Source organism: Pseudarthrobacter sp. C1, from assembly GCF_034720455.1.
Taxonomy (GTDB): domain Bacteria; phylum Actinomycetota; class Actinomycetes; order Actinomycetales; family Micrococcaceae; genus Arthrobacter.
The window spans coordinates 208,266-231,933 of the sequence record NZ_JAYESK010000005.1; the positions used below are offsets into that span (position 1 = coordinate 208,266).

Genomic DNA, 23,668 nt, shown 5'->3' on the forward strand with positions numbered 1-23,668 from the left:
CCCCTTCCGCAGCGGGCTGCGGTCAGAAAAAGGGTCAGCCTGCCTGGCCTGTGGCAACAGCCAGGTCCCGGCCGTCGAAGCACGTGCGTGTGCCGGTGTGGCACGCGGCCCCCACCTGGTCAACGCGCACAAGCAGCGCGTCGCCGTCGCAGTCCATCGCCACCGATTTGACCCACTGCACATGCCCGGAGGTGTCCCCCTTGCGCCAGTACTCCTGGCGGGAGCGCGAGTAGAAGGTAACGCGGCCGGTGGTCATGGTCCGGTGCAGGGCTTCGTCATCCATCCAGCCCAGCATCAGGACCTCGTTGGTGTCGTACTGCTGGACGACGGCGGCCACTAGGCCGGCGCTGTCACGCTTCAGCGCGGCTGCCAGCTCCGCGGGAAGCGGGCTCGCCAGCGGAGCCGGGGACTGGCCGGGCGAAGTGGCTGCGGGCGCGGCAATACCGGGGTTCAGGACGGGGGCGGGCTGCTCAGACATCAGGTCAAGTCTAGTGCCTCCACCCGGCCCCCGATTGTGTGTGAACGACGGCACGCCAGCAGGGGCGGACGTGCTGCCCAACCCTGCGCGTGTCGTGCTAGTTTCACAAGTGATGCATTTCGTCGAACCGTCCCGAGAAGTCCTTGCCGAGACCCTGCTTGCGGCGGGACCTGACGCGCCCACGCTCTGCAAGGGCTGGCGTACCAGGGACCTTGCCGCCCACCTTTACCTGCGCGAACGCAAGGCGGCCGTGGGCCTGGGCCTGATCATCAAGCGCCTCGCCAAGGCCTCGGACCAGGCGACTGCCAGGCTCGCCGCGAAGCTCACCACGCCCGAGGAGTACGCGAAACTCGTCAACACCTTCCGCGCGGGGCCCCCGGCACTGTCGCCGATGAACATCAAGGCGCTGGACGAAAGCTCCAACCTCATCGAGTACTTCGTCCACACGGAGGATATCCGCCGGGCGGTTGACCGCTGGGCGCCCCGGGCACTGGACGAGGCCTACTCGGAAGCCCTGTGGGACGAACTCGTCAAACGCGCCGCGATCCTGTACCGCGGTGTGGACCTGGGCATCGTCCTGGTGCGCCCGTCCGGGCCGCGCCATGTGGCCAAGCGGGCCCCTGTTTCGGTGGCCATCGTGGGCGAGCCGGGCGAACTGCTGATGCATGCCCACGGCCGGACCCGCCACGCGCTGGTGACCTTCGAAGGCCAGCCGGACGCCGTCGCGCTGCTCCAGTCAGCGGAAGTCGGGCTCTAAAAGCAACGCGGGGTCACATCCGGCTCAATAAACCAAGGTTTTTGGGCTGGAAGTGACCCCGCGTTGCTATTGGTCAGCGGACTTCGAAACCCGCGTCCCGGATGGCGTCCTTGACCTGCGACATCATGTTGTCCGGGCCCCAGTGGAAGATGGATGCTGCCAGGACGGCGTCAGCTCCGGCCGCGACGGCGGGCGGAAAGTGCGCAGGCTCTCCCGCGCCGCCGGAGGCGATGATGGGCACCTTGACGGCGGCCCGGACCAGCTTGATCAGTTCGAGGTCGAACCCGTCCTTGGTGCCGTCGGCATCAATGGAGTTCAGCAGGATCTCCCCCACGCCGCGGTCCGCGGCTTCCCTGGCCCATTCAATGGCGTCGATCCCGGTGCCTGTGCGTCCGCCGTGGGTAGTCACTTCAAATCCCGACGGCGTTGGCCGGGATCCCGGGCGGGTGCGGCGGGCGTCCACGGACAGGACGAGGACCTGGGAACCGAAGTGCCGGGTAATCTCGTTGATGACATCCGGCCGCGCCACCGCCGCCGTGTTGATGGACGCCTTGTCCGCGCCGTAGCGCAGCAGCTTGTCCACCTCCGCGACTCCCCGCACGCCGCCCCCAACGCACAGCGGGATGAAGACCTCTTCGGCCGTCCTGCGGACTACATCGAACGTGGTTTCGCGGTTGCCGGAGGACGCCGTCACGTCCAGGAAGGTCAGTTCATCCGCCCCGGCGTTGTCGTAGCGGTGGGCGAGCTCCACGGGGTCGCCGGCGTCGCGCAGGCCCTCGAAGTTGACGCCTTTGACGACGCGCCCGGCGTCCACGTCGAGGCAGGGAATGACTCGTACAGCTACAGCCATGGGATTCTCCTGGAAATCAGATGCGGCAGGCGTGGATGCTGCTGACCAGGATGGCGCGGGCGCCGAGATCGTACAGCTCGTCCATGATCCGGTTGGTTTCCTTCTTGGGCACCATGGACCGGACGGCAACCCAGTCCGAGTCGCGCAGCGGCGAGACCGTGGGCGATTCCAGGCCGGGCGTGAGGGCAGCGGCCTGTTCCACGAGCTCCTTGCGGATGTCGTAGTCCATCAGCACGTACTGGCGGGCCACCAGCACGCCCTGGAGCCGGCGGATCAGGACCTCGATCTCCTTGGCCGTGCCGTTCGCGGCACCGCCTTCGCCGGTCCGGCGGATCAGGACGGCTTCGGACTTCAGGATGGGTTCGCCGAAGATCTCCATCCCGGCGGCCTTGAGGGTGTTGCCGGTTTCGACGACGTCCGCGATGGCGTCCGCGACGCCCAGGCGGACCGAGGACTCAACCGCGCCATCCAGCCGGACCACCTTGGCGTTGATGCCGCGCCCGGCCAGGTAGCCGCGGAGGAGGCCGTCGTAGCTCGTGGCAAGCCGCTTCCCTTCCAGTTCCTCAACCTTGGCGAAGTCTCCCACGGGACCCGCAAAACGGAACGTGGAGGCAGCAAAACCAAGCGGAAGGAGCTCTTCAGCCTCCACCTCGGCGTCCAGGAGCAGGTCGCGGCCGGTGATGCCGACGTCGAGCGTCCCCTGGCCGACGTACACGGCGATGTCGCGGGGGCGGAGGAAGAAGAACTCAATCTCGTTGTCCGGGTCCACCATCACCAGCTCGCGGGAATCACGGCGCTGGCGGTACCCCGCCTCGGACAGCATGGCGGATGCGGCTTCGGACAGGGAGCCCTTGTTGGGGACGGCTACTCGCAGCATGGAAGGTCTTTCTGGGTGGAGGGAGGTCTAGGTGTTCAGGCAATGCAGGCCACGGCGGGCACCGGCGGCGTGGGGCGCGCCGGGCCGGTGGCTACAGATGCTTGTAGACGTCTTCCAGGGTGAGGCCTTTGGCGAGCATCAGGACCTGCAGGTGGTACAGCAGCTGGGAGATTTCCTCGGCCGCGGCTTCATCGGATTCATATTCGGCAGCCATCCACACTTCGGCTGCTTCCTCAACGACTTTCTTGCCGATGCCGTGAACACCGGACTCCAATTCAGCGACGGTGCGGGAGCCTTCCGGGCGGGTGGCTGCCTTCTCGCTGAGCTCAGCGAACAGCGTCTCGAAATTCTTCACGCCCTACAGCCTACTTGCTGCGGCCCAAAGGGCGCTTCCCGGGCCGTTGCATGACGGGCGCGATGTGAGCGAATACACACGCGCCCGCCATGCGGGGCGTGCTACTTGCCGTACTGCTTGAGCACAACGGCAGTGGCGAGGGCCGCGGTGACGGCCTCGTGGCCTTTGTCTTCCTTGGAGCCCGGCAGGCCCGCACGGTCCAGGCCCTGCTGTTCTGTATCGCACGTCAGGACGCCGAAGCCCACCGGGACCCCGGTGCGCACACTGACATCAGTGAGGCCCGACGTCGCGGCCTGGCACACGTAGTCAAAGTGCGGGGTTCCGCCACGGATGACGACGCCGAGGGCAACCACGGCGTCAAAGTGCGGCGCCAGCCGCGCGGCAGCCACGGGAAGCTCAAAGCTGCCGGGGACGCGCAGGACAGTTGGCTCGGCAATCCCGGCGTCCTTGGCGGCCCGCAGGGCGCCGTCCAGGAGGCCATCCATGATCTGCGTGTGCCAGCTTGCTGCCACGATGGCCAGCCGCAGCTGCGAGGTTTCCGCGGGGTTGAGGGTGGTGAGGTCGATGTCGGGGGCGCCGTGTCCGCTCATAAGTCAGTTCTGTTCCGTTCAGTCTCGTGGTGTGGTCAGTCTTGTGCTGCGGTCAGTCTTGTTCGTGGTCAGTCTTGTTCGTGGTCAAAGGAATCAGCGGCGGCGGGGACGGCGGCCACGTGGGTATCGAGCGTCAGCCGGTGCTCCATGCGGTCCTTCTTGGTCTGCAGGTACCGGATGTTCTGGTCGCGGGAGGGCACCTCCGTGGGGACCATCTCCACCACCCTGACACCGGCCTTCGCCAGCCTGTTCTGCTTGTCCGGATTGTTGCTCAGGAGCCGCACCTCGTGCAGCCCCATTTCCGCGAGCACCTGGGCGGCAGCCTTGTAGCAGCGGGCATCCACCGGCAGGCCCAGCTGCTCGTTGGCCTCGACGGTGTCGAAGCCGGCCTCCTGCAGCGCGTAGGCCTTGATCTTGTTGGCGAGGCCGATGCCACGGCCCTCCTGGCCGCGCAGGTACAGCAGGGTGCCGCCCTGCTCGCCGATCATCTCCAGGGCGTAGGCAAGCTGTTCCCCGCAGTCGCAGCGGTAGGAGCCGAAGACATCCCCGGTCAGGCACTCGGAGTGCAGCCGGACCAGGGGTGCTTTCCCGTCCTTGGGCGGGTTGGGGGAGCTGACGGCAAGGTGCTCGTGGCCGGTGACCAGGTCCGTCCACGCCTGGGCAATGAAGTCGCCGAAAGCCGTCGGCAGCTGCACGATGGGTCCGCCGCTGACGGGATGGGGCATCTGGCCGTTGCCCGCCTCCAGGTGGTGGCCGTTGCCCGACCCTGACAGGTGGTGGCCGTTGCCCGAAGCTCCGGAAGCCGTCATCGTATCTCCTCTTCTCCGCCCGCGCGTCCTGCCCGGGTATTGCTGCCAACCGATGTGCCCGCTGCCTCGAGGTAGGCCACCAGGTCTTCAATCGAGATCAGTGGGCACCCGTGTTCGGCAGCGAAGGCGCGAAGCCCGTCCAGCCGCATCATCTCACCGTCGTCGTAGACAACTTCGGCGATTACGCCCACAGCTTCCAGTCCGGCGAGCCGGCACAGGTCCACGGCCGCTTCGGTGTGGCCGGGGCGTTCCCGCACTCCCCCTTTAACGGCCCGCAGCGGGAAAATATGCCCCGGACGGGTCACGGCCGCCGGCCCGGCCTGCGGATCCGCGAGGACGCGGGCCGTCAGGGCCCGGTCAGTTGCGGAGATCCCGGTGCTCACACCCAAGGCGGCATCACAGGACACCGTGTAGGCCGTACCTTTGGCGTCCTCGTTGACCGCCACCATCGGCGGCAGTGCCAGGGCGTCCGCCCGGTCCCCGGACAGCGGAACACAGATAACACCGGAGCTGTAGCGGATGGTCCACCCCATCAGGGCCGGGGTGGCATGCTGGGCGGCGAAGATGATGTCGCCCTCGTTCTCCCGGTCCTCGTTGTCCACCACCAGCACAGGCCTGCCGGCGGCGATGGCCCGTACGGCTTCTTCGATGGTGTCGAGTCCAAGGGCAGCCGCTGGCCCGCCGGTTCGGGCAGCAGGGGCGGCGGATCCGGCCGGCCCTGCCTGTTCCAGCTTTACTGCGGCGTTCATCGGGTCCCTCCCTCAACGGCGGCGGGCGACGGGGCATTGAACGCCAGCAGGCGTTCGGTGTACTTGGCCAGGACGTCCACTTCCAGGTTCACCCGGCTGCCGGTGCTCTTGGCGCCGAGGCCGGTTTCAGCCAGGGTTGTGGGAATGAGCCCCACCTCAAACCAGGGAGCCTGCTCACTGGCCTCACTGACTGCGGTCACCGTGAGCGAGACGCCGTCGATGGCGATGGAGCCCTTTTCCGCTATGTAGCGCGCCAGGTTGGCGGGCACGCCGAACCGAAGCCGCTCCCAGTTGCCGAGGGCCTCGCGTTCCAGCAGCACCCCGACGCCGTCCACGTGCCCCTGCACCACATGCCCGTCAAGCCGGCCGCCGGCCGGAACGCAGCGTTCAAGGTTGACCGAATCACCCGGAGCAAGTTCGCCAATGGTGCTGCGGACCAGGGTTTCCCCCATCACGTCAACGCTGAATTCCTTGCCGTTGATCTCCGTGGCCGTGAGGCACACCCCGTTGACGGCGATGGAGCCGCCGAGCGCGAGCCCTTCGGTGGTGCCGGGCGCGTGCAGCCGCACGGTAGCGCTGGCGTTCCCGTCCCGCTCCACGGACAGGACGTGCCCTTGTTCGGCAATAATTCCGGTAAACATCAGTAGCCTCCCTGGGCTGGCTCCGCGCTGTCGCGGGTTGGTTGAGGATCCAGTGCAACGGTCCGTTGCGGTCTAAGGTGAAGTCGCAGGTCCCGGCCCAGCTTTCGCACGGCACCGCCGTCGGACCCGTCCCAGTCCCATTGCTGGGCATCGGCGAGGGTGGTGATCCCCAGGCTCCCGAGGGCCGGCGTACCGGAGCCCAGCAGGGTGGGCGCCAAATACACGATGAGTTCATCGACCAGCCCGGCAGAGAGGAACGCGCTCAGGATGCGCGAGCCTCCCTCCACCATGACGTGGCGTGTCCCGGATCGGTACAGCATGGTCAGTGCCTCGCGCGGGTCCCGGGTGCGGAGATGCGCCACCAGTCCGTCTGTTCCGCGTACGGCGGCGCCGGCGGGGACGTCCCGCAGCCCCATAACGGCCCGCACCGGCTGGCTCGCTGCCAATGCTCCCGATGCGTTCCGGGCGGTGAGCCGCGGATTGTCCACCAGGACGGTCTGGGTGCCCACCAGGATGGCATCGATCCGGCTGCGGATGGCATGGTTGTCGGCCAGGGATTCCGGGCTGGAAATCCATTGGCTGGTGCCGTCCTCGGCCGCGATGCGGCTGTCCAGCGTCTGGGCGATGTGGAGGGTGACGAAAGGCCGTTTCGCCGTCACAGCCTCAAACCATTGGCGGTTCAGGTCCAGGGACTCCGCGGCCCCGAGCCCGCTGCGGACGCGGACGCCCGCGGCCCTCAGCGTTGCAGCTCCGCCTGCTGCCGGGTCATGCGGATCATCCACCGCGTACACCACGTCCGTTATTCCGGCGGCAATGATGGCCTCGGCGCAAGGGCCTGTGCGTCCCACGTGGTTGCAGGGTTCCAGGGTAACCACCATGGTGCAGCCGGAGAGATCCAGGCCCGCGGCTGTTGCCTGGCTGATCGCATCCGCCTCTGCATGCGCGGTGCCGGCGCCGCGGTGGAAACCGGTGACGAGGTGGCGGCCTGCAGGATCCACGACGACGGCGCCCACCAACGGGTTCGCCCCCCGCGGACCCCGCAGGGCTGCCTCGAGGGCAGCCCCCATGGCTCCGGACTCGGCAGCACTGAAGGCGGTAACCACCCCGTCAGCGTGCCCCGGGGGGTGGCCCGGATGCGGCTCCGTGCTGATTGCGTCAGCCGTGGCCGGGTTGCCCGCCGTCATGCGGCGACCGGCGCGGCGGCTGCGCCCTCCGGTGAAGCGGCAGGGTGTTTGGCATCGAAGAGCCATCGCTTGGGGTTCATTCCGTGTCGTTCCTTCCCTCTCGAACCGCGATGGCTCCGGGGGTTTACGACAGCAGAAGGCTGCGGCGCCGGAATGGCCCCACAGATACAGCTGTACGTGCTTCTCTCATCCAGACTTTAACTGTCGGTACCGGAATTTCACCGGTTCAACCGTCCGCCGGGATTTCCTTGCGGAAACCACCGGCTCGCGGGTCGCGGACTGTCACCGCCGGTTCGGACTTACACCGACCCCGGAGCACGTATGTGTGTTGCTATTGTGCCATAACCGGCACCGGCTCCCGGCTATTCCCCCGTCACCGCGTGTAACGTCCTGCCTGCCTCCCGGCGCAGCCTCTCGATGGCCGCCGCGGGGTCTTCGGCGCCGTAGACGGCGGAGCCGGCAACGAATACGTTGGCGCCTGCTTCCGCGGCCCGGACGATTGTTTCTTCGGTGATGCCGCCGTCAACCTGGATGGCCACCCCGATCCCGGAGCCGTCGATGGCAGCCCTGGCCCGCCGGATCTTGGGCAGGGTGAGGTCCAGGAAGGCCTGGCCGCCGAATCCGGGCTCCACCGTCATGATGAGCAGCATGTCCAGCTCGGACAGCATGTCCAGGTAGGGCTCCACGGGGGTAGCCGGCCGGATTGCCATGCCGGCTTTCGACCCCCTGCTGCGAAGTTCGCGTGCCAGTTTCACGGGCGCGATCGACGCCTCCGCGTGGAACGTGACGGACGCCAGGCCGGCGTCGGCGAAGCCCGGCGCCCACCGGTCCGCGTCAGCGATCATCAGGTGCGCGTCCAGGGGTATGGGGCTCACCTCCTGGATGCGCTGCACCACAGGCAGTCCGATGGTCAGGTTGGGGACGAAGTGGTTGTCCATGACGTCCACGTGCACGGCGTCAGCGGTGCTGATGCGCTGCAGCTCGGCCTCCAGGTTGACGAAGTCGGCCGAGAGGATGCTCGGATTGATGCAGCATTGCGTCACGGGGGAACCTTTCACGGGTCAGGGCTTCTTATGGATGAGCGCGAGGAACATGGCGTCTGTGCCGTGGACATGGGGCCAGAGCTGGGCCGTGGAGTCATGCCCGGCGTCCAGCTTTCCGGGGAGGCTGACGGCGTCCAGCGCCGCTCCGGCGTCAAGGAGTTCCAGGTCATCGCGTTTGCGGAGGGCATCAGCCACGACGGCCGTCGTCTCCGCCGGATGCGGTGAACAGGTCACATAGGCCACCACTCCCCCCGGACGAACTGCTGCCAGGGCGGAGGCCAGCAGCTCGCGCTGCAGTGGGCCGAGGTCCGCGAGGTCCTTGGGTGAACGGCGCCACCTGGATTCCGGCCGGCGCCGCAATGCGCCGAGGCCGCTGCAGGGGACGTCCACGAGGACACGGTCGAATGATTCGGGCGCTTCGGATCCGACCTCGCGGCCGTCTCCGGTCCGGACCTGCCAGGTTTCCGGCGGCACGGCCGAGAGCGCCTGGCTGACGAGCTTGGCGCGGTGGGGAGCGGGTTCGTTGGCCAGCAGCGTTGCGCCCCGCTGCCTGGCCAGGGCGCCCAGCAGGGCTGCCTTTCCGCCGGGGCCGGCGCAGAGGTCCAGCCACGCCTCCGCCTTCGAATTGCCTGTCCCGCCTGCCGGCACGTCGAGTTGAACGGCGGCCATGGCGCGGGCCACCAGCTGCGAGCCAACGTCCTGGACCCGGGTGGTTCCTTCCCGGACGGAGGAGTACCGCCCCAGGTCACCGCCGCTGGAAAGGGCAGAACCCTGGACGAGCTCGCCCGGAATGGCACCGTTCTCCAGCACCTCGTCCAGGTTGCCCAGGCCTGGCAGGGCCACCAGGTTGACCACGGGGGCGGCGTTGTCCGCTTCCAGGAGGTCGTTCACTTCGCTGGCCTGCCGGCCATGCGCCACCAGGGACTGGCGCATGGCGCGGACGATCCATTCCGGGTGGGCGTAGCGGAGTGCAGCGATTTTTGTTTCGTCGGTCTCTCCGGCCACCAGCACGTCCAGCCACTCCTCAAGGGTGCGCGCAGCAACCTTGCGGAGGACAGCGTTAATGAGCGCTGAGGGCCCTGCTCCGATCACGGCACGCGCCAGGCCGACGGTCTGGTCGAGGGCGGCGTGTGCAGGGACGCGCATGGCCAGCAGCTGGTGGGTTCCGATTCGCAGCGCGTCCAGGACTGCCGGGTCAAGCTGGTCAAGCGGGCGGTCCACGCAGCGCGCCAAGATGGCGTCGTAGGTGCCTTGGCCCCGCAGGGCACCGTACGTAAGTTCGGTGGCGAAGCCGGCGTCGCGCTTGTCCAGCCCGTGGTGGCGGATCCGTGCCGGCAGCACGAGGTTGGCGTAGGCGTCCTCGGCAGCGACGGCGCGCAGGACTTCGAAGGCCACCAGCCGCGCGGGATCGGCCCGGCGGGTCCGTTGGGAGGGCGCGTTTTCCGTGAAGCTGCGCTGCGGACCGCGGTTGCGTTCACGGCCCTGGGCATTCCGCCGGCTGCTGTCCCGGGGTCCCCCCTTGCCGCGGCCGCCGCCCGCGGCGCCGCGCCCGGCGTTGCCGCCTCCGCCTGGATTGCCGCCGGACGCGCTCATTCGAACACCACACTTTCAAGGGAAGCCATGCCGCGTGCCCAGTCGGCAGCAGCCATCATTTTTTTGCCCGCAGGCTGGATGCGGGTCAGTTCCACGGCGTGCGATCCCGTGCCGACCAGCACGCTCTTGCCTTCGAGGAACAGGGTCCCGGGGGCAAGGCCGGTGACATCGGGCCGCAGCCGGACCGGTTCCAGCTTGACGCGCTGTCCGTCCAGGAAGGTCCACGCACCGGGTTCGGGGGTTACGCCCCGGGCCTGCCGCCCGATCGCCAGCGCCGGATGGTTCCACTGAAGGTGGCCATCTTCAAGGGTCAACTTCGGCGCGTGGGAAACCTCGCCCGCCTGGGGTTGCGGGAAGGCCTTCCCTGCCTCGATGGCGGACAATGTCTGGGCCAGGAGCACGGCGCCGCTGTGGGACAGCCGCTCAAGGAGCTCTCCCGCAGTGTCCTCCGGCCCCACTGATTCCGTGAGGGTGCCGAACACGGGTCCCGTATCCAGTCCTTCCTCCAGCTGGAAGGTCACCGCTCCGGTGACATCGTCCCCTGCCATGATGGCGCGCTGTACCGGGGCCGCGCCGCGCCAGGCCGGCAGCAGGGAAAAGTGCAGGTTGATCCAGCCGTGCCGCGGGATCCCGAGGGCGGCCGGCGGAACCAGTCCGCCGTAGGCCACGATGGCGGCGACGTCAGGGTTTACCCCGGAAATCCTGGCCGTTGCCTCCGCGTCCACGCGGGCGGCGTGGATGACCTCGATTCCCAGGTCAGCCGCGCGCGCAGCGACGGGGGACGGCGTGAGCACGCGCTTGCGGCCCACGGGGGCATCCGGGCGCGTCAGGACAGCAGCAACCTCGAAGCCGGCTTTTACGAGCGCATCCAGCGAAGGGACGGCGACGGCGGGGGTTCCCGCAAACAGGACCCTCACCCTGCGCCGCCGGCTGCCCCGGCGCCGAAGCTCGAGCCCCGCGGGGAGCCTTGGGCGGGGCCGCCGAAACTGGACCCGACAGTCCTGGCGCGTTTCGTCGTCGTACGTTCGGCGATGGAGTCGTAGTTGGCGTTGCGGATGGACCGCAGGGCGGTCTTCCGGTCCTCACCCTCGAGCCGGTCCGTGTAGAGGATGCCGTCCAGATGGTCGTTCTCGTGCTGGAAGCAGCGGGCCAGGAGCCCCTCCCCCTCCACCGTGACAGGGTTGCCGTGCATGTCGACGCCGATGACGCGGGTGGCGCGGAAACGCCGCACCGGAAAGCTGAGGCCGGGGATGGACAGGCAGCCTTCCACATGGTCGGGCTGGTAGTCCTCGCTGTTTTCCAGCACAGGATTGATGATGTGGCCCTCGACGCCGTCGATGCGGTAGGTAAAAACGCGCTGGCTTACGCCCACCTGCGGCGCGGCCAGGCCTGCACCGTCCACGTCCTCCATGGTTTCGGTCATGTCCGCGACCAGCTTGGCCAGCTCCGGCCCGAATTCCGTCACGGGATCGGCAACTGTGCGCAGCACAGGGTCACCAATGATGCGGATATTCAGGATAGCCATGCGCTGTAGTTCCTCACGATTGACGGCAAAGGGGACCAATCCAGTTTAGGCGCAGAGAAACTGCTAGGCCGTTTGCACCTGCGCCAGCGGCGGCGGGGCGATGGGAAGCAGCGCCGCGCCGGCGCTGATGGTGTCCGCGGACAGCTCCCAGACCCGCCGCAGGGCGCAGAACTTCCACCAGTGATGCTTCAGGACTTCCGGGTTGGCGCGCACGGGACGGACCTCCGTCTCCCCGATGGCCACCGCCAGCAGGACAGGGTTTTCACCGTACTGCCAGGGCTCCCACGTCCCTGCCTCGGGGTCCACCAGGCTTTCTTCGGCCTTCATGCCGGCCACCAGCTGCATCACCACTTTGTCATCGAGCGGCTTGACCAGGCCGTCCCGCGTGGTGCCCTTGGTCTTGTAATCGATCAGGCAGACGCGGCCGTTGATGCGGGCCACCAGGTCCAGGGTGCCGGCGTACCCCACGGCGTTGTTCCAGACGGTGATTTCCGGGGCGATGGGTTCCACCCGGAACAGCTCCCACCATTCATCGAACCGGACAGCGAAGGCCTCTTCCCCGTTGGCGGCCAAGGCCTCGCGGGCCTCCTTCATGGCGTGGGGACGCCCCAACGCACGAAGCGCCACCTGCTCGCAATAGTTATGAACCCGGTCCCCGCGCTTCGCCGCGTCATCGCGGTAGTTTTCGGCAGCCTTGGCCGCACGGTTGACGGCCTGCTTAATTTTGGCCGGGCTCCCCAGGCAGTCCGCCAGCAGCGGATCCTTGGCCAGGCTGCTCGCTCCCATGTACCCGAACCAGCCGTCCAGTCCGTGCGGCTGCTGGCTGATGACCGTGGTGATGGAGGGAACCGAGAACTGCTCCGACGTGGAGCGGGCGTACATCCGGCCGTATTCGGTGGCATGGGCGAGGAGTGGAGCTGTCATAGAAAAACTCTTTCACAGGGGGCCGACAAAATCTGCAGGCAGGATCCGCAAACAAAAAGGCCCGTTTCCGCTGCGAACGAGCGGAAACGGACCTCTGTGCGGTGGGCGATACTGGGTTCGAACCAGTGACCTCTTCGGTGTGAACGAAGCGCGCTACCACTGCGCCAATCGCCCTGATGCATTTGAATGCTAGCCGACGTTTACGTAATTCAAAAATCGCCGGCCTCGACCCGCCCGGGCCGCCCTGCTGCGGCCCCGCAACAGGGCAAGGGAAGAGCCAAAAGGTCCCCGTCCGCCGTCGTGAATTACACCCCTGTAACTCACCTGCTTCCGCGCCAGCACTGGGAAGCACGGTCACGCCGCGCGCACCTGGCGGGGGCGATTTGGAGAATCCCTGAACCTCCTATATTGTTTTTACTCGTTGGAACGCGAGGAAATGCCGGGAACGGCAAGGAATCAACCCTCCAAAATGCGGACGTAGCTCAGCTGGTAGAGCACCACCTTGCCAAGGTGGATGTCGCGAGTTCGAATCTCGTCGTCCGCTCGCAGGACACTGTCACAGCAAAAGTTCTCCGGAACCGACGCTTACACGGTGGGTTGGCCGAGAGGCGAGGCAGCGGCCTGCAAAGCCGTATACACGGGTTCGAATCCCGTACCCACCTCGGTGAAAACCATGGTTTCCGGATTGAACCGGATGCAATGGGCGATTGGCGCAGCGGTAGCGCGCTTCCCTGACACGGAAGAGGTCACTGGTTCGATCCCAGTATCGCCCACCAAGCAAGGAAACTTGCTTCATGCAGTACGCACCGGCTCCGGCCGGAACGCACTTCATACGCGGACGTAGCTCAGCTGGTAGAGCACCACCTTGCCAAGGTGGATGTCGCGAGTTCGAATCTCGTCGTCCGCTCTCTTACTCTAAAATCCCATAAGACCGGGCTTCCGGTTCCGGGCGATTGGCGCAGCGGTAGCGCGCTTCCCTGACACGGAAGAGGTCACTGGTTCGATCCCAGTATCGCCCACATGCAGCAGCTCCCCGGAGCTGCTTTTTTCTTGCCCGGTAGCCTGCATCCGCTACGGGCGAACGGCCAAAGCCCCCGGTTTCCTTGTTGGGTGTTCCCCGCGGGGCTAGGATCGAACGCGGAGGAGCGACCTGGCTCCGCGATTGAAGGGAGGTGCTCGTGGGACTGATTGACGATCTAAAGGGCAAGGCTCAGGGTCTCATCCGCGGCAACGAGCAGGCCATCAAGAACGGCATCAACAAGGCCGGTGATTTCGTCGACACCAAGACCGGAGGAAAGTACTCGGGCCACGTCGACAAAGTCCAGAATGGCGCTTCCAAGCTCATTGACAAGAACGGAACCCCGGGCCAGGCACCTGCCGCTGAGCAGGTTCCGCCGGTCACTCCCGTCAACCCGGTTCCGCCGGCTGACAGGACTCCGTAACAAGGATTTGGCCAGGGTCTTGCCCTAGCACGTCAAGGGGGTGCAGGTCCCGCCGGGAGGCGGCACCTGCACCTTTGGCGTTTAAGGACTGCCGGCATTCAAGGACGACGGCGGGTGGCCGGCAGCCGCCTGAGGCCTAGGACGGCTCGTGGTTCTGGCCCTCGCGGGCCAGCGCGGTGAGGCGGGAGACAGCGCGGAAGTACTTCTTCATGTAGCCGCCGGTCATCATGTCCTCGGTGAAGAGCTGGTCGAACGGCACGCCGCTGGCAAGGATGGGCACGTCCTTGTCGTACAGCCTGTCGGCAAGCACCACGAACCTGAGCGCCACAGCCTGCTCCGTGATGGTGTGCACGTTGCGCCACACCACCCCGTCAATGCCGTCGATCAGCTGGCGGTAGCGGCTGGGGTGCACCCCGGCCAAGTGCGCAATCAGGGTGCTGAACTCGTCCTGCGCAACCGTCTTTCCGTCGAACTCCGCCTTCATGTGGGAGGACAGTTCGCTGTTCTTCAGCGGGGCCGGCGCCGCGGGCAGGCCCCGGTGGCGGAAGTCTTCCCCGTCAATCCGGATGACGTCGAACTGGTCTGCCAGCACCTGGATCTCGCGCTGGAAGTCCACCGCCGCGAACCTGCCGTCGCCCAGCGATCCTGGCAGCGTGTTGGAGGTGGCTGCCAGTTTCACCCCGGCGTCGGCCAGCTCGCGCATCAGCCGGGACATCAGGACAGTATCGCCCGGATCGTCGAGCTCGAACTCATCGATGCAGACAAGTTTGTAGCTGCTGAGCGCCTCAACGGTCTTGCGAAAGGACAGGGCACCCACCAGGTTGGTGTACTCCACGAACGTGCCGAAGGCCTTCGGGCCGGGCGCCGCGTGCCACAACGAGGCCAGAAGGTGGGTCTTGCCGACGCCGAACCCGCCGTCAAGGTAGATGCCGGCGCGGGAACCGTCCTTCTTCGCGAACAGTTTCTTGAACAGCCCCCCACCGCCGTTGGAACCGACGCCGTCGGCAAAGCCCTCCAACGCCCGCACGGCGGCGGACTGGCTGGGCTGCTTGGGATCGGGGCGGTAGCTGGCAAAGGAAACCTGGCCGAATCGCGGTGACGGGTAAAACCCTTTAAGGAGTTCATCCACCGAAACTGCCGGAGTGCGGGCGGCAAGCTGTTCGATCTGTACCAAGGTGGTCCGTTCTGCTGGTGGGTGGTCCCCAGAAAGGATACCGGCATTGCGCCCGGGCTTTTAATGCCGCAGGTCCCTGTGGCGGCCGGCGTGATGAAGGCAACATTGCGCCCTGTTAACGGAATGCGGACATGGCCCGGGGCGCTGGCTAGGGTGGAACCAGGTCCCCTTCAGGTCCAGCAGGCCGCCCGTGTCCTCAATGAAAGGCCAGGAAAAATGCCCTATCCCGTTGAACAGAATGAGAAGTTTGCCGCCTACGCCCACCCGGAGCGGCTGGTTTCCACGGAGTGGCTTGCTGCCGCCCTGGAAAGTGGCGCTGCCGCCAACGGAGAGCTGGTGGTAGTGGAATCCGACGAGGACGTGCTCCTGTACGAAACCGGCCACATCCCCGGCGCCGTAAAGATCGACTGGCACACGGACCTCAATGACGAAGTGACCCGCGACTACGTGGACGGGGCCGCGTTCGCGGAACTGGCGGCGTCGAAGGGGATTTCCCGTGACAGCACCGTGGTCATCTACGGAGACAAGTCCAACTGGTGGGCCGCCTACGCCCTGTGGGTCTTCACCCTTTTCGGCCACGAGGATGTGCGGCTCCTCGACGGCGGCCGGGACAAGTGGATTGCCGAAGGACGCGAACTCACCACGGAGAAGCCGGCACCTGGCAGGGCCGACTACCCGGTTGTTGAGCGCAACGACGCTCCCATCCGCGCCTTCAAGGAAGACGTCCTTGCGCACTTCGGCAAGCCGCTCATCGATGTCCGCTCCCCCGAGGAATACACCGGCCAGCGCACCCACATGCCGGCGTACCCGGAAGAAGGCGCCCTGCGCGGCGGCCACATTCCCACTGCTGCGTCGATCCCGTGGGCACGCGCTGCCGCCGCGGACGGCACCTACCGCAGCCGGGAGGAACTTGAAGCCCTCTATCTTGGCGAAGCAGGCCTGAAGGCAGGCGACGACGTCGTGGCCTACTGCCGTATCGGCGAACGTTCCAGCCACACCTGGTTCGCCCTCAAATACCTCCTCGGCTTCGACACCGTCCGTAACTACGACGGCTCCTGGACCGAATGGGGCAACGCCGTGCGCGTACCGATCGCCAAGGGTGCGGAACGCGGTTCCGTCCCTGCCGCCGTCGGCGCCTGACGCGGCCCGCGGCGGCGTAATTGCGTAGACTTGGACTGATGACTACTCAAGCCTTGCCTTCCGCCCTGGCGGCAATCGTGGATGACTTCCAGGCCCTCACTGAACCCGAGCGGCTCCAGTTGCTGCTGGAATTCTCCCAGGGCCTCCCGGAACTGCCGGACCGGCTCAAGGACCACCCCGAACTGCTGGAACAGGTCGTGGAGTGCCAGTCGCCGCTCTTCCTGACCATCGAGACGGAGAGTGAGGGCGGCCCCGGCGCCGCCGTGCGGCTGTTCTTCAAGGCCCCTGCGGAGGCTCCCACAACACGCGGCTTCGCCGGCGTGCTCCATGAGGGCCTGGACGGGCTGTCCGCCGAGGAGATCCTCTCGGTTCCGGACGACATGCCCGAGCTCCTGGGGCTCACCAGGGCCATCACGCCCCTGCGCATGCGGGGCATGACCGCGATGCTGGGGAGGATCAAGCGCAGGGTCGCTGCGGCTACTGCCGGACGTTCCTAGCACCCGCGGCGGAAAGCACCCATGGCACGCAAGAGCGCAGCACAGGGAACCCCGGCAACAGCGGCTCTGGCCGCGGCCGGGGTTCCCTTTGTGCTCCACCCGTATACCCACGATCCCGCAGCCGCTAGCTACGGTGCGGAAGCGGCCGAGGTCCTGGGCGTCGATCCATCGAGGGTCTTCAAGACCCTCATGGTGGAAGTGGAGGGGCGGCTGGCCGTGGGAATCGTACCGGTCAGCGGAGCCCTTGACCTGAAGGCGTTCGCCGCAGCACTGGGAGCCAAGAAGGCGGCAATGGCAGATCCCGCGGCGGCCCAACGGCGCACCGGCTACGTGCTCGGCGGCATTTCACCGCTGGGCCAGCGGCTGCCGTCCCCCACTGTGCTGGACGCCAGCGCCCTGGCGCTGGACACCCTGCTGGTCTCCGGTGGCAGGCGCGGGCTGGACATCGAACTGGCACCGGCGGACCTGGTCCGCCTCACGGACGCCGTCACGGCCTCCATCAGCTCACTCGCCACCGGAAGCCATTGAGCTCAAGGCCCCCGGGTTGAGCCTGGGAGCCAGCTGCTGCCGCAGCCAGGCCTTGACCTGGCCTTCCCAGCGGTCGGGGTCGACATTCCATTCCTTGGTGTGCCGGGCCTGGTGGAAGGGCTCGAAGGTCACCATCTCCGGGTTCCGCTCCGCAAGCAGGGCCGAAGGCTCGTAGGGCACATATTCGTCGTCCACGCTGTGGAGGATCAGGGTGGGCGTCCGCAGCTCAACTGCGCGGGACACCCAGTCCATCACCTTCAGGTCCACGGGCGCGGACAGTCCGGTGAGCCGCCTGCCCAGGGGGTGCCCCAGCATAAGCTGGCCATACCGCCCCACCAGGGAGGGGATCCTGTTCAGCTGTGCATGGTGGGCCAGCACATTGACCCAGTCGGTGACCGGCGCATCGAGCACCATGGCCCGGATCAGGTGCCGGTAGCGGGACAGGTCGGCGGTCTGCAGGCAGATGGCGCCTCCCATGGACCAGCCGAACAGCACGATTTCTTCCGCCCCGTTGGCCAGCGCGTACTCGATGGCAGCTTCAATGTCACGCCATTCCGTGGAGCCCAGGCCGTAGCGGCCGTCGTCGGCGGATGGCGCCAGGCCGTCATTCCGGTAGGAAACCAGGAGGCTGGTGAGCCCCAGCTCCAGCGCGGGACCGACCGCGCGCAGCGCCTCCTGCCGGGTGGCGCCGCGTCCATGCACCATCACCGCCCAGGTTCGGGCCGTGCCGCCGGCGCGGACCAGCCAGGCGGGAGCCTGCCCGCGCTCTACGTCGATGCTTACATCCTCATAGGGAATTCCGGCGGCGGCAGGGTCCGGATAGACGGCCCCGCTCCACCAGCCGCGGCGCGCTGCGGAAAGATCGCCGGCGTATACCGCCTCAACCTCGCGCAGCACGGTCCTGTCGGCGGGCGAGTAGGAGACGATGCGGCCGATCCGTGCGTGCCCCTTGCCGCCGTCGAAGAAGAATCCGTAGACGCCGTCAACCGTGGTGTCGTCAGTCGCGGCAAAGATGGCCCGCTGGCCCTGGCCGTCCCTGATGACGGCAAGCATCTCCTGGTCCGACGTCCGCTGCCGGGCGGGAGTAATGACCCGGCGTGCGAAGTACACCGCCAGCGCCGACGAACCGGCGCCCAGGAGTCCGGCCAGGCCGCCCCCGCCGATCGCTCCCCCGATTGCCCATTTTGCCCGCAACGACATTCCACCGGTTTCGGGGCCGTGAACGGGGGCGGGGCGGGTTCGCTGGAAAGGTGCCATGGAACTATTCTTACCGCCCGGGCACCGAAGCCCGCATTTCGCCGCGGACCGTCAGGCCTGCCCCTGCCCGTCGCCGGTGCGGCGCCCCCTGCGCATGGACCGGCTCCGGGACTAGGCTAGGGCCATGAGTGAACCGATCGTCATCCTGACCGAAGAACCCCTGGGGGCGGACGACCGCCTGAACATCGAGCGCCTGGTGGACGGGGCGGAAACGCGCCTGGTGGTGCTCGTGCCCGCAAACACCGAGCGGCACCTGCTGGTGGACTTCCTTGAAAACCTTTCGATGCTGGACATTGCCAAGGCATTCAGGGAGCTCACTGCCCACACCCCCGATCCCACGCAGGAGCGGGCACAGGCAGCGGAGACCCTGGCCGTATCCCTGGCCGCCCTGGAGGGACTGGGCACAGGCGTCACCGGGGAAATAGTGGATGGCGGGGCCGTCAACGGGCTGGTCGCCAAGGTCCGTGAAACCGGCGCCGGGCAGGCCGTGGTGATCACCCGGCCGCATGCCGTCGCTGACACCTTCCATACGGACTGGGCCAACAAGGCACAGGACCAACTGGGCGTGCCGGTACTCCACCTGTATGCAGGCTCGGGATTTATCGGCGACTCGTAAGCGTTGACAAGTCTATGAGCATCTTCGGAAACAGCATCTTCGGAAACAAAGCCACGGAACCGCCGGCCACGGAGGCGCGTCCGGCCGGGGCCGGCGTCCCGGGCAACGGCGTGGAAAAAACCGACGCGCAATGGCGTGAGGAGCTCACGCCGGAGGAATACCACGTGCTCCGCCAGGCGGGAACCGAGCGTCCATACACGGGCGAATACTGGGACACCCACACTGCCGGCGTGTACCAGTGCCGCGCCTGCGGAGCGGAACTGTTCACCAGCAACGAAAAGTTTGATTCCCACTGCGGCTGGCCGTCCTTCTGGGCCCCGCTTGCCGAAGGAAACGTCCGCTACATCCACGACCGCACGCTGGGAATGGACCGGGTAGAGGTCCGCTGCGCCACGTGCGACTCCCATCTGGGGCACGTGTTTGAAGGCGAGGGCTACGGGACCCCCACCGACCAGCGCTACTGCATCAACTCCATCTCCATCCGGCTGGTTCCCGCCGAGGAACCGCAGGTCAAAGGCCCGGAACAGGAGTCCTGATCCCGCAGGGAAAGACCTGCTCCGGGCACTGGAAAGGGCTCTGAGCCAAAGTAATTCTTATGTTTGGCTACTTTTTCAATTAGCTCTGCTGGTTGCTTGCTACGCTCGCCATAGATAGCAAGCAACCAGAAAGGCAGCCGACGATGACCGAAACCCTGACCACCGCCGTCACCGGGATTTCAGCCGAAAACAATGACTGGCTCCGGCTCAAGGCAGCCGCCACCGCCATCCAGGCCTTCCAGGTCCAGGACGGCTCCATTCCGGATCCCGCACACCACGCAGCAGCTGCTGCCCTGGTAAATGAGATCATCGATGCGCTTCGTGCCCTCAGCCCAGCCTTCCCGCATGATGCGGCGTACCTGGAAGCTGCCTGCACCGACTTCTCGCGGTGGGCCCAGGCCGGGTTCGCCACCCCCGACTTCCTTTCCTCCCTCCTGGCATTCCAGCCCCAAAAACAGCGCCGGGACGGCCTGCAGCACCTGGTTGTCTTCCCCATGTACACCCAAAACGGCAGCAGCAACCGTCTGGTGGAGGCAGTCCTGGTCGAAGTGATCTGGCCGGAGTTCATTGCCGGCCTTGAGGCGGGAGACTACTCGAACAAGCTGTTCGTTCCCATCCGCTTCGTGGACTTCACCGCCGGCTATGACACCAATTCCGCCGTGCTGTTCCCTGAGACCGTCGCTGTCAGCAAGACCCCCACCTTCACCTGGGGGGCCATCTTCGCAGACCGGGAGGCGGCCAGGTTCCGCCGCGTCCTCAAGGCCGCAGCCGAGACCACCTGCCTGGAACTGCCGGAAGGGGCAGCGGAGATGCTCGCCGACCAGGACCTGACCGAGGCCACGTTTGTCATGTGGGACCTGATCCACGACCGGACGCACATGCGCGGCGACCTGCCGTTCGATCCGTTCATGATCAAGCAGCGGATGCCCTTCTTCCTGTACTCCCTTGAAGAACTGCGCTGCGACCTGACCGCGTTCCGCGAATCCGTGCGGATAGAAAAAGACGAGGACGCCGATCCGGAAGCCCGGCGCCACGCCAAACTGGTGCAGTACGCCATCATCTTTGACCGCATCTTCCGGTTCGCGATCACCGGCAGCCGCGTCCGGAACTACGACGGCCTGGGCGGCCAGCTGCTGTTCGCGTGGCTGCACCAGCAGCGCGTCCTGCACTGGACGGACACCCGGCTGACCATCGACTGGGATGAAGTAGCCAATGCTGTCATCGCCCTCGGCGCCCGCATCGACGACCTGTACTGGCGCTCCATCGACCGCCCCAAAACCGCCCACTGGCTGGCTGCATACCAGCTGATCTCCGCCACCGTCACGCCCCACCCGGCATCTGTTTGGGCCAAGGGGCCGGAAGCGCTGCCCTTGGCGGGGCCGCCGCGCGGCCTCACCGACCAGGTGCTCGATGACGAATTCCCGCTGTCCATGTTCTACGAAGCACTGGAAAAGAAGATGCGCCCGATCATTGAATCCACTGCCGGCATCACTGGAGCATCCGCACTGTGACAGCTGCTATGGAGCCGGCAAAACCGCCGCTGAACGTCCTGGTTTCGGGCGGCAGCGGCGCGTCCGGCGTCGCCGTGGCCCGGGCACTGCGCGAGGCCGGGCACCGCGTGTTCACCGTGGGCTCGGACCCGGAGCGGATCAGGTCCGCGGCAGGACGGGCGGGCGACGGCGTTGCCCCCTTCGTGTGCGACCTCGCACGCCTGGAGGAGGTGCGGCAGCTGCGGGCTGATGTCACCGCCGCGGCCGGGCCGATGGATGCTGTGATCCACCTGGTGGGCGGCTGGCGGGGCGCACAGGGGATCGCGGACCAGACCGACGAGGACTGGGACTTCCTTGAGTGCGGAGCAATTACCACGCTCCGCAACGTCTCACGGGTTTTCTACGACGACGTCGCCGCCTCCGCGTGCGGGCGGTTCGCCATGGTGTCCTCCACCACCGCCGCCGAGCCCACAGCGGCAACAGCCAGTTACGCCGCCGCGAAGGCAGCGGCCGAAGCCTGGACCCTTGCCATCGCTGATGGCTTCAGGCGCGCCACCGGCAGGAACGGCGGCAGCGCGGCAGCCGCCGTCGTGCTGGTGGTCAAGGCGCTGGTCGATGAGGAACTGCGCCGCCGCCACCCCGAACGATCCTTCGCGGGCGCCACCGACGTCGAGGACCTGGCGCGCGCCGTCGTCGGACTCTTTGATGCCCCGGCCGCCGAACTGAACGGCCGGCGGCTGCAGCTGGCGGCGTCACTGTCCCCGGCCCGGACTTTACCTACACTGAAAGCGTGAGCAAAGCCATGACAACAACCGCTGAAACCGCCGCCGGTATCCGCCTCCATGATCCGAACGTGCGGGGTTTCGCCTCGGACAACTACTCTGGCGTCCATCCCGAGGTGCTGGCGGCACTGGCGGCCGCCAACGACGGCCACCAGGTCTCCTACGGCGAGGACGACTACACCGCCCGGCTGCAGCAACTGATGGAGGGCCACTTCGGCCCAGGCATCGAGTGCTTTCCCGTCTTCAACGGCACCGGCGCGAACGTCCTTTCACTGCAGTCGCTGCTCCCCCGCTGGGGCGCCGTGGTCTGCGCCTCTACCGCCCACATCAACATGGACGAGAACGGCGCGCCGGAACGCATCGGCGGCATCAAGCTGCTGCACGTCCCCACGCCGGACGGCAAGCTCACGCCCGAACTGATTGACCGGGAGGCCTGGGGCTGGGGGGACGAGCACCGCGCCCAGCCGCTGGCCGTGTCCATCACCCAGACAACGGAACTTGGCACCTGCTACACGCCGGAGGAAGTCCGGGCCATTGCCGGGCATGCCCATGCCAAGGGGATGAAGCTGCACATGGACGGTGCCCGGCTGGCCAACGCCGCAGCCCACCTCCAGGTTCCGCTGCGGGACTTCACGCGCGACGCCGGGGTGGACATCCTGTCCTTTGGCGGCACCAAGAACGGCCTGCTGTTCGGCGAAGTGGTGGTGGCACTGAATCCGGAAGCAGCCCACGGGCTCCTCTACCTGCGCAAGATGGACATGCAGCTGGCCTCCAAGATGCGCTTCCTGTCGGCGCAGTTCATCGCGCTCCTGGAAGGTGACCTGTGGTTGCGGTCCGCCGCCCACGCCAACGCCATGGCCGCCCGGCTCCGCGCCGCCGTCGACACCATCGACGGCGTCCGGCCCACCCAGGAGACCGAATCCAACGGCGTCTTTGCCGTCCTCCCCGAAGGCGTGGCCGACAGGCTGCGCGCGTCGTTCCGCTTCTATGACTGGAATGAAGCCACGCGCGAGGTGCGCTGGATGTGTTCCTTCGATACCACCGAAGAGGATGTGGATGCCTTCGTTGCCGCACTCCGCCGGGAACTGCACAATGGCGGGAACTGACGGTCCGCGCCGGAAGCCGGCGGCGAGCCTAACCGCCCTGCCCCGCCCAGTTGCGTAACCTGCGAAGGTGAACGCACTTGACCAGGTTCCCCCGGAGTTTCTCCACGCTTTGGGAACCCTCAGGAAAGCCCAGTGCCGCCGGGAACTGCGCCTGGCGGAGATCCCGGCGCCGGCCCGGCTGGCGCCCTTTGCCGTGGCCCTGGGCGCAGAAGTTTTTGCCCCCGGCTCCGGTGCTCCCGGCACCCCGCTTCACGGCCCCGCCGCCATGGCACTCGCTGCGGCGTCCGGGACGGAAGACGAGGACGGGCTGGAACTGGCGACGGGGCGGTTCATCCTCCTCCACGACCCCCAAGGCTCCGAGGTCTGGGACGGGGAATTCCGCATTGTCACCTATATCCGTGCGGAGCTGGAACCCGAGATGGGCAACGACGAAATGCTCGGAACAGTCGCCTGGACCTGGCTGGTGGAGGCACTGGAGAACCACAAGGCGGCGTACCGGGCCGCCGGCGGCACTGCCACCAGGGTCCTCTCGGAGAGTTTCGGCACCCTGTCCGAAAGGCCCGGATCCATCGACATCGAACTGCGCGCGTCCTGGACGCCCGCCACGTCCGACGTCCAGGCCCATCTTGAGGCCTGGTCCGACATGGTCTGCACCTTCGCCGGCCTGCCGCCCCTGCCGGACGGCGTGACGCCGCTGACGCTGCGCCGCCGGAACTGAGACCGTT

27 protein-coding genes, 6 tRNA genes and 1 riboswitch are annotated in these 23,668 nt (G+C 66.9%); of the genes, 16 read left to right on the forward strand and 17 right to left on the reverse strand.

What is annotated here, in order from left to right:
• Positions 1 to 34: 34 nt before the first annotated feature.
• Positions 35 to 478 carry a phosphoribosyl-AMP cyclohydrolase gene (hisI, locus tag U7114_RS10685; protein WP_157238440.1) on the reverse strand — a complete coding sequence of 148 codons (444 nt, stop codon included), beginning with the start codon at positions 476 to 478 and terminating at the stop codon, positions 35 to 37.
• A 112-nt stretch (positions 479 to 590) separates the two neighbouring features.
• Here hisI and U7114_RS10690 point away from each other — a divergent pair, with 112 nt between their 5' ends.
• A complete protein-coding gene (locus tag U7114_RS10690; RefSeq protein ID WP_157238441.1) occupies positions 591 to 1,235 on the forward strand; it encodes a TIGR03085 family metal-binding protein in 645 nt (214 codons plus the stop codon).
• A gap of 73 nt (positions 1,236 to 1,308) precedes the next feature.
• Here U7114_RS10690 and hisF read toward each other — a convergent pair whose 3' ends face one another.
• The 14 genes from hisF to U7114_RS10760 all read right to left on the reverse strand — a co-directional run bounded on the left by hisF (position 1,309) and on the right by U7114_RS10760 (position 12,549).
• Positions 1,309 to 2,085 carry an imidazole glycerol phosphate synthase subunit HisF gene (gene hisF / locus U7114_RS10695; RefSeq protein WP_157238442.1) on the reverse strand — a complete coding sequence of 259 codons (777 nt, stop codon included), beginning with the start codon at positions 2,083 to 2,085 and terminating at the stop codon, positions 1,309 to 1,311.
• 16 nt (positions 2,086 to 2,101) lie between these two features.
• Positions 2,102 to 2,962: an ATP phosphoribosyltransferase gene (gene hisG / locus U7114_RS10700; RefSeq protein ID WP_323057346.1), complete on the reverse strand. Its 861-nt coding sequence runs from the start codon at positions 2,960 to 2,962 to the stop codon at positions 2,102 to 2,104.
• A gap of 91 nt (positions 2,963 to 3,053) precedes the next feature.
• A complete protein-coding gene (locus U7114_RS10705) occupies positions 3,054 to 3,317 on the reverse strand; it encodes a phosphoribosyl-ATP diphosphatase (RefSeq protein ID WP_009358176.1) in 264 nt (87 codons plus the stop codon).
• Positions 3,318 to 3,418: 101 nt separating this feature from the next.
• Positions 3,419 to 3,907, reverse strand: coding sequence for a 6,7-dimethyl-8-ribityllumazine synthase (ribH, locus tag U7114_RS10710; RefSeq protein WP_157238444.1), 489 nt, complete (start codon positions 3,905 to 3,907; stop codon positions 3,419 to 3,421).
• Positions 3,908 to 3,975: 68 nt separating this feature from the next.
• Positions 3,976 to 4,716: a GTP cyclohydrolase II gene (gene ribA / locus U7114_RS10715; protein WP_321215981.1), complete on the reverse strand. Its 741-nt coding sequence runs from the start codon at positions 4,714 to 4,716 to the stop codon at positions 3,976 to 3,978.
• Positions 4,713 to 5,465: a 3,4-dihydroxy-2-butanone-4-phosphate synthase gene (gene ribB, locus U7114_RS10720; RefSeq protein WP_321215980.1), complete on the reverse strand. Its 753-nt coding sequence runs from the start codon at positions 5,463 to 5,465 to the stop codon at positions 4,713 to 4,715. The genes ribA and ribB overlap by 4 nt, the downstream gene beginning before the upstream one ends.
• Positions 5,462 to 6,106 carry a riboflavin synthase gene (locus U7114_RS10725; RefSeq protein ID WP_157238447.1) on the reverse strand — a complete coding sequence of 215 codons (645 nt, stop codon included), beginning with the start codon at positions 6,104 to 6,106 and terminating at the stop codon, positions 5,462 to 5,464. Before U7114_RS10725 ends, ribB begins: the two co-directional genes overlap by 4 nt.
• A complete protein-coding gene (gene ribD / locus U7114_RS10730; protein ID WP_323057415.1) occupies positions 6,106 to 7,173 on the reverse strand; it encodes a bifunctional diaminohydroxyphosphoribosylaminopyrimidine deaminase/5-amino-6-(5-phosphoribosylamino)uracil reductase RibD in 1,068 nt (355 codons plus the stop codon). Before ribD ends, U7114_RS10725 begins: the two co-directional genes overlap by 1 nt.
• A gap of 290 nt (positions 7,174 to 7,463) precedes the next feature.
• A riboswitch (FMN riboswitch) is annotated at positions 7,464 to 7,613 on the reverse strand.
• A gap of 39 nt (positions 7,614 to 7,652) precedes the next feature.
• On the reverse strand, positions 7,653 to 8,333 hold the full coding sequence (rpe, locus tag U7114_RS10735; protein ID WP_323057416.1) for a ribulose-phosphate 3-epimerase: 681 nt from the start codon (positions 8,331 to 8,333) through the stop codon (positions 7,653 to 7,655).
• Positions 8,334 to 8,351: 18 nt separating this feature from the next.
• Complete coding sequence (locus U7114_RS10740; RefSeq protein ID WP_323057347.1) at positions 8,352 to 9,926, reverse strand: RsmB/NOP family class I SAM-dependent RNA methyltransferase; 1,575 nt, start codon at positions 9,924 to 9,926, stop codon at positions 8,352 to 8,354.
• The gene (fmt, locus tag U7114_RS10745; protein WP_323057349.1) at positions 9,923 to 10,843 is read right to left on the reverse strand and encodes a methionyl-tRNA formyltransferase; all 921 of its coding nucleotides are present in this window, start codon (positions 10,841 to 10,843) and stop codon (positions 9,923 to 9,925) included. The genes U7114_RS10740 and fmt overlap by 4 nt, the downstream gene beginning before the upstream one ends.
• Positions 10,840 to 11,451, reverse strand: a complete 612-nt coding sequence (gene def / locus U7114_RS10750) for a peptide deformylase (protein WP_323057350.1) — start codon at positions 11,449 to 11,451, stop codon at positions 10,840 to 10,842. The genes fmt and def overlap by 4 nt, the downstream gene beginning before the upstream one ends.
• 63 nt (positions 11,452 to 11,514) lie before the next feature.
• The gene (locus tag U7114_RS10755) at positions 11,515 to 12,375 is read right to left on the reverse strand and encodes a cytochrome (protein ID WP_321215976.1); all 861 of its coding nucleotides are present in this window, start codon (positions 12,373 to 12,375) and stop codon (positions 11,515 to 11,517) included.
• A gap of 102 nt (positions 12,376 to 12,477) precedes the next feature.
• A tRNA-Val gene (locus U7114_RS10760) sits at positions 12,478 to 12,549 on the reverse strand.
• A 297-nt stretch (positions 12,550 to 12,846) separates the two neighbouring features.
• Here U7114_RS10760 and U7114_RS10765 point away from each other — a divergent pair.
• From U7114_RS10765 to U7114_RS10790, 6 genes are all read left to right on the forward strand, one after another.
• A tRNA-Gly gene (locus tag U7114_RS10765) sits at positions 12,847 to 12,919 on the forward strand.
• 47 nt (positions 12,920 to 12,966) lie between these two features.
• Positions 12,967 to 13,037: transfer RNA gene (locus tag U7114_RS10770), tRNA-Cys, on the forward strand.
• 39 nt (positions 13,038 to 13,076) lie between these two features.
• Positions 13,077 to 13,151 (forward strand) — tRNA-Val (locus U7114_RS10775).
• Positions 13,152 to 13,209: 58 nt separating this feature from the next.
• Positions 13,210 to 13,282, forward strand: a tRNA-Gly gene (locus U7114_RS10780).
• A gap of 40 nt (positions 13,283 to 13,322) precedes the next feature.
• A tRNA-Val gene (locus U7114_RS10785) sits at positions 13,323 to 13,394 on the forward strand.
• A 159-nt stretch (positions 13,395 to 13,553) separates the two neighbouring features.
• Positions 13,554 to 13,817, forward strand: a complete 264-nt coding sequence (locus tag U7114_RS10790; protein WP_321215975.1) for an antitoxin — start codon at positions 13,554 to 13,556, stop codon at positions 13,815 to 13,817.
• 136 nt (positions 13,818 to 13,953) lie between these two features.
• Here U7114_RS10790 and zapE read toward each other — a convergent pair whose 3' ends face one another.
• On the reverse strand, positions 13,954 to 14,991 hold the full coding sequence (gene zapE / locus U7114_RS10795; RefSeq protein WP_157238452.1) for a cell division protein ZapE: 1,038 nt from the start codon (positions 14,989 to 14,991) through the stop codon (positions 13,954 to 13,956).
• A gap of 216 nt (positions 14,992 to 15,207) precedes the next feature.
• On the opposite strand from zapE, the gene U7114_RS10800 reads away from it, so the two are divergent.
• From U7114_RS10800 to ybaK, 3 genes are read left to right on the forward strand one after another with little or no spacing between them, the layout of a single operon-like run.
• Complete coding sequence (locus U7114_RS10800; protein ID WP_321215974.1) at positions 15,208 to 16,131, forward strand: sulfurtransferase; 924 nt, start codon at positions 15,208 to 15,210, stop codon at positions 16,129 to 16,131.
• 38 nt (positions 16,132 to 16,169) lie between these two features.
• Positions 16,170 to 16,628, forward strand: coding sequence for a SufE family protein (locus tag U7114_RS10805; protein ID WP_197432387.1), 459 nt, complete (start codon positions 16,170 to 16,172; stop codon positions 16,626 to 16,628).
• A gap of 21 nt (positions 16,629 to 16,649) precedes the next feature.
• Entirely contained in the window at positions 16,650 to 17,156 is a 507-nt protein-coding gene (gene ybaK, locus U7114_RS10810) for a Cys-tRNA(Pro) deacylase (protein ID WP_323057351.1), read from the forward strand.
• On the opposite strand, the gene U7114_RS10815 is transcribed toward ybaK, so the two are convergent.
• Complete coding sequence (locus tag U7114_RS10815) at positions 17,133 to 18,413, reverse strand: alpha/beta hydrolase family protein (protein WP_157238456.1); 1,281 nt, start codon at positions 18,411 to 18,413, stop codon at positions 17,133 to 17,135. The two genes, ybaK and U7114_RS10815, sit on opposite strands and share 24 nt — an antisense overlap.
• Positions 18,414 to 18,537: 124 nt before the next feature.
• Between U7114_RS10815 and U7114_RS10820 the strand changes: the two genes are divergently transcribed.
• From U7114_RS10820 to U7114_RS10845, 6 genes are all read left to right on the forward strand, one after another.
• Entirely contained in the window at positions 18,538 to 19,029 is a 492-nt protein-coding gene (locus tag U7114_RS10820; RefSeq protein WP_157238457.1) for a hypothetical protein, read from the forward strand.
• 14 nt (positions 19,030 to 19,043) lie between these two features.
• Complete coding sequence (gene msrB, locus U7114_RS10825) at positions 19,044 to 19,565, forward strand: peptide-methionine (R)-S-oxide reductase MsrB (RefSeq protein WP_157238458.1); 522 nt, start codon at positions 19,044 to 19,046, stop codon at positions 19,563 to 19,565.
• A 143-nt stretch (positions 19,566 to 19,708) separates the two neighbouring features.
• Positions 19,709 to 21,076: a DUF6421 family protein gene (locus U7114_RS10830; protein WP_323057352.1), complete on the forward strand. Its 1,368-nt coding sequence runs from the start codon at positions 19,709 to 19,711 to the stop codon at positions 21,074 to 21,076.
• 8 nt (positions 21,077 to 21,084) lie between these two features.
• Positions 21,085 to 21,849 carry an SDR family NAD(P)-dependent oxidoreductase gene (locus U7114_RS10835; protein ID WP_323057417.1) on the forward strand — a complete coding sequence of 255 codons (765 nt, stop codon included), beginning with the start codon at positions 21,085 to 21,087 and terminating at the stop codon, positions 21,847 to 21,849.
• Positions 21,850 to 21,857: 8 nt separating this feature from the next.
• The gene (locus tag U7114_RS10840) at positions 21,858 to 22,943 is read left to right on the forward strand and encodes a threonine aldolase family protein (protein WP_157242516.1); all 1,086 of its coding nucleotides are present in this window, start codon (positions 21,858 to 21,860) and stop codon (positions 22,941 to 22,943) included.
• A gap of 67 nt (positions 22,944 to 23,010) precedes the next feature.
• On the forward strand, positions 23,011 to 23,661 hold the full coding sequence (locus tag U7114_RS10845; RefSeq protein WP_323057353.1) for a DUF3000 domain-containing protein: 651 nt from the start codon (positions 23,011 to 23,013) through the stop codon (positions 23,659 to 23,661).
• The last annotated feature ends 7 nt before the right edge of the window (positions 23,662 to 23,668 follow it).

What these genes read in the sequence shown, in the direction of transcription:
- hisI (WP_157238440.1), bottom strand. Translation starts at nt 478, where the DNA reads ATGTCTGAGCAGCCCGCCCCCGTCCTGAACCCCGGTATTGCCGCGCCC.
- U7114_RS10690 (WP_157238441.1), top strand. Translation starts at nt 591, where the DNA reads ATGCATTTCGTCGAACCGTCCCGAGAAGTCCTTGCCGAGACCCTGCTT.
- hisF (WP_157238442.1), bottom strand. Translation starts at nt 2,085, where the DNA reads ATGGCTGTAGCTGTACGAGTCATTCCCTGCCTCGACGTGGACGCCGGG.
- hisG (WP_323057346.1), bottom strand. Translation starts at nt 2,962, where the DNA reads ATGCTGCGAGTAGCCGTCCCCAACAAGGGCTCCCTGTCCGAAGCCGCA.
- ribH (WP_157238444.1), bottom strand. Translation starts at nt 3,907, where the DNA reads ATGAGCGGACACGGCGCCCCCGACATCGACCTCACCACCCTCAACCCC.
- ribA (WP_321215981.1), bottom strand. Translation starts at nt 4,716, where the DNA reads ATGACGGCTTCCGGAGCTTCGGGCAACGGCCACCACCTGTCAGGGTCG.
- ribB (WP_321215980.1), bottom strand. Translation starts at nt 5,465, where the DNA reads ATGAACGCCGCAGTAAAGCTGGAACAGGCAGGGCCGGCCGGATCCGCC.
- U7114_RS10725 (WP_157238447.1), bottom strand. Translation starts at nt 6,106, where the DNA reads ATGTTTACCGGAATTATTGCCGAACAAGGGCACGTCCTGTCCGTGGAG.
- ribD (WP_323057415.1), bottom strand. Translation starts at nt 7,173, where the DNA reads ATGGGGGCTGCCCTCGAGGCAGCCCTGCGGGGTCCGCGGGGGGCGAAC.
- U7114_RS10740 (WP_323057347.1), bottom strand. Translation starts at nt 9,926, where the DNA reads ATGAGCGCGTCCGGCGGCAATCCAGGCGGAGGCGGCAACGCCGGGCGC.
- def (WP_323057350.1), bottom strand. Translation starts at nt 11,451, where the DNA reads ATGGCTATCCTGAATATCCGCATCATTGGTGACCCTGTGCTGCGCACA.
- U7114_RS10755 (WP_321215976.1), bottom strand. Translation starts at nt 12,375, where the DNA reads ATGACAGCTCCACTCCTCGCCCATGCCACCGAATACGGCCGGATGTAC.
- U7114_RS10800 (WP_321215974.1), top strand. Translation starts at nt 15,208, where the DNA reads ATGCCCTATCCCGTTGAACAGAATGAGAAGTTTGCCGCCTACGCCCAC.
- U7114_RS10805 (WP_197432387.1), top strand. Translation starts at nt 16,170, where the DNA reads ATGACTACTCAAGCCTTGCCTTCCGCCCTGGCGGCAATCGTGGATGAC.
- ybaK (WP_323057351.1), top strand. Translation starts at nt 16,650, where the DNA reads ATGGCACGCAAGAGCGCAGCACAGGGAACCCCGGCAACAGCGGCTCTG.
- U7114_RS10815 (WP_157238456.1), bottom strand. Translation starts at nt 18,413, where the DNA reads ATGGCACCTTTCCAGCGAACCCGCCCCGCCCCCGTTCACGGCCCCGAA.
- U7114_RS10820 (WP_157238457.1), top strand. Translation starts at nt 18,538, where the DNA reads ATGAGTGAACCGATCGTCATCCTGACCGAAGAACCCCTGGGGGCGGAC.
- msrB (WP_157238458.1), top strand. Translation starts at nt 19,044, where the DNA reads ATGAGCATCTTCGGAAACAGCATCTTCGGAAACAAAGCCACGGAACCG.
- U7114_RS10830 (WP_323057352.1), top strand. Translation starts at nt 19,709, where the DNA reads ATGACCGAAACCCTGACCACCGCCGTCACCGGGATTTCAGCCGAAAAC.
- U7114_RS10835 (WP_323057417.1), top strand. Translation starts at nt 21,085, where the DNA reads ATGGAGCCGGCAAAACCGCCGCTGAACGTCCTGGTTTCGGGCGGCAGC.
- U7114_RS10840 (WP_157242516.1), top strand. Translation starts at nt 21,858, where the DNA reads ATGACAACAACCGCTGAAACCGCCGCCGGTATCCGCCTCCATGATCCG.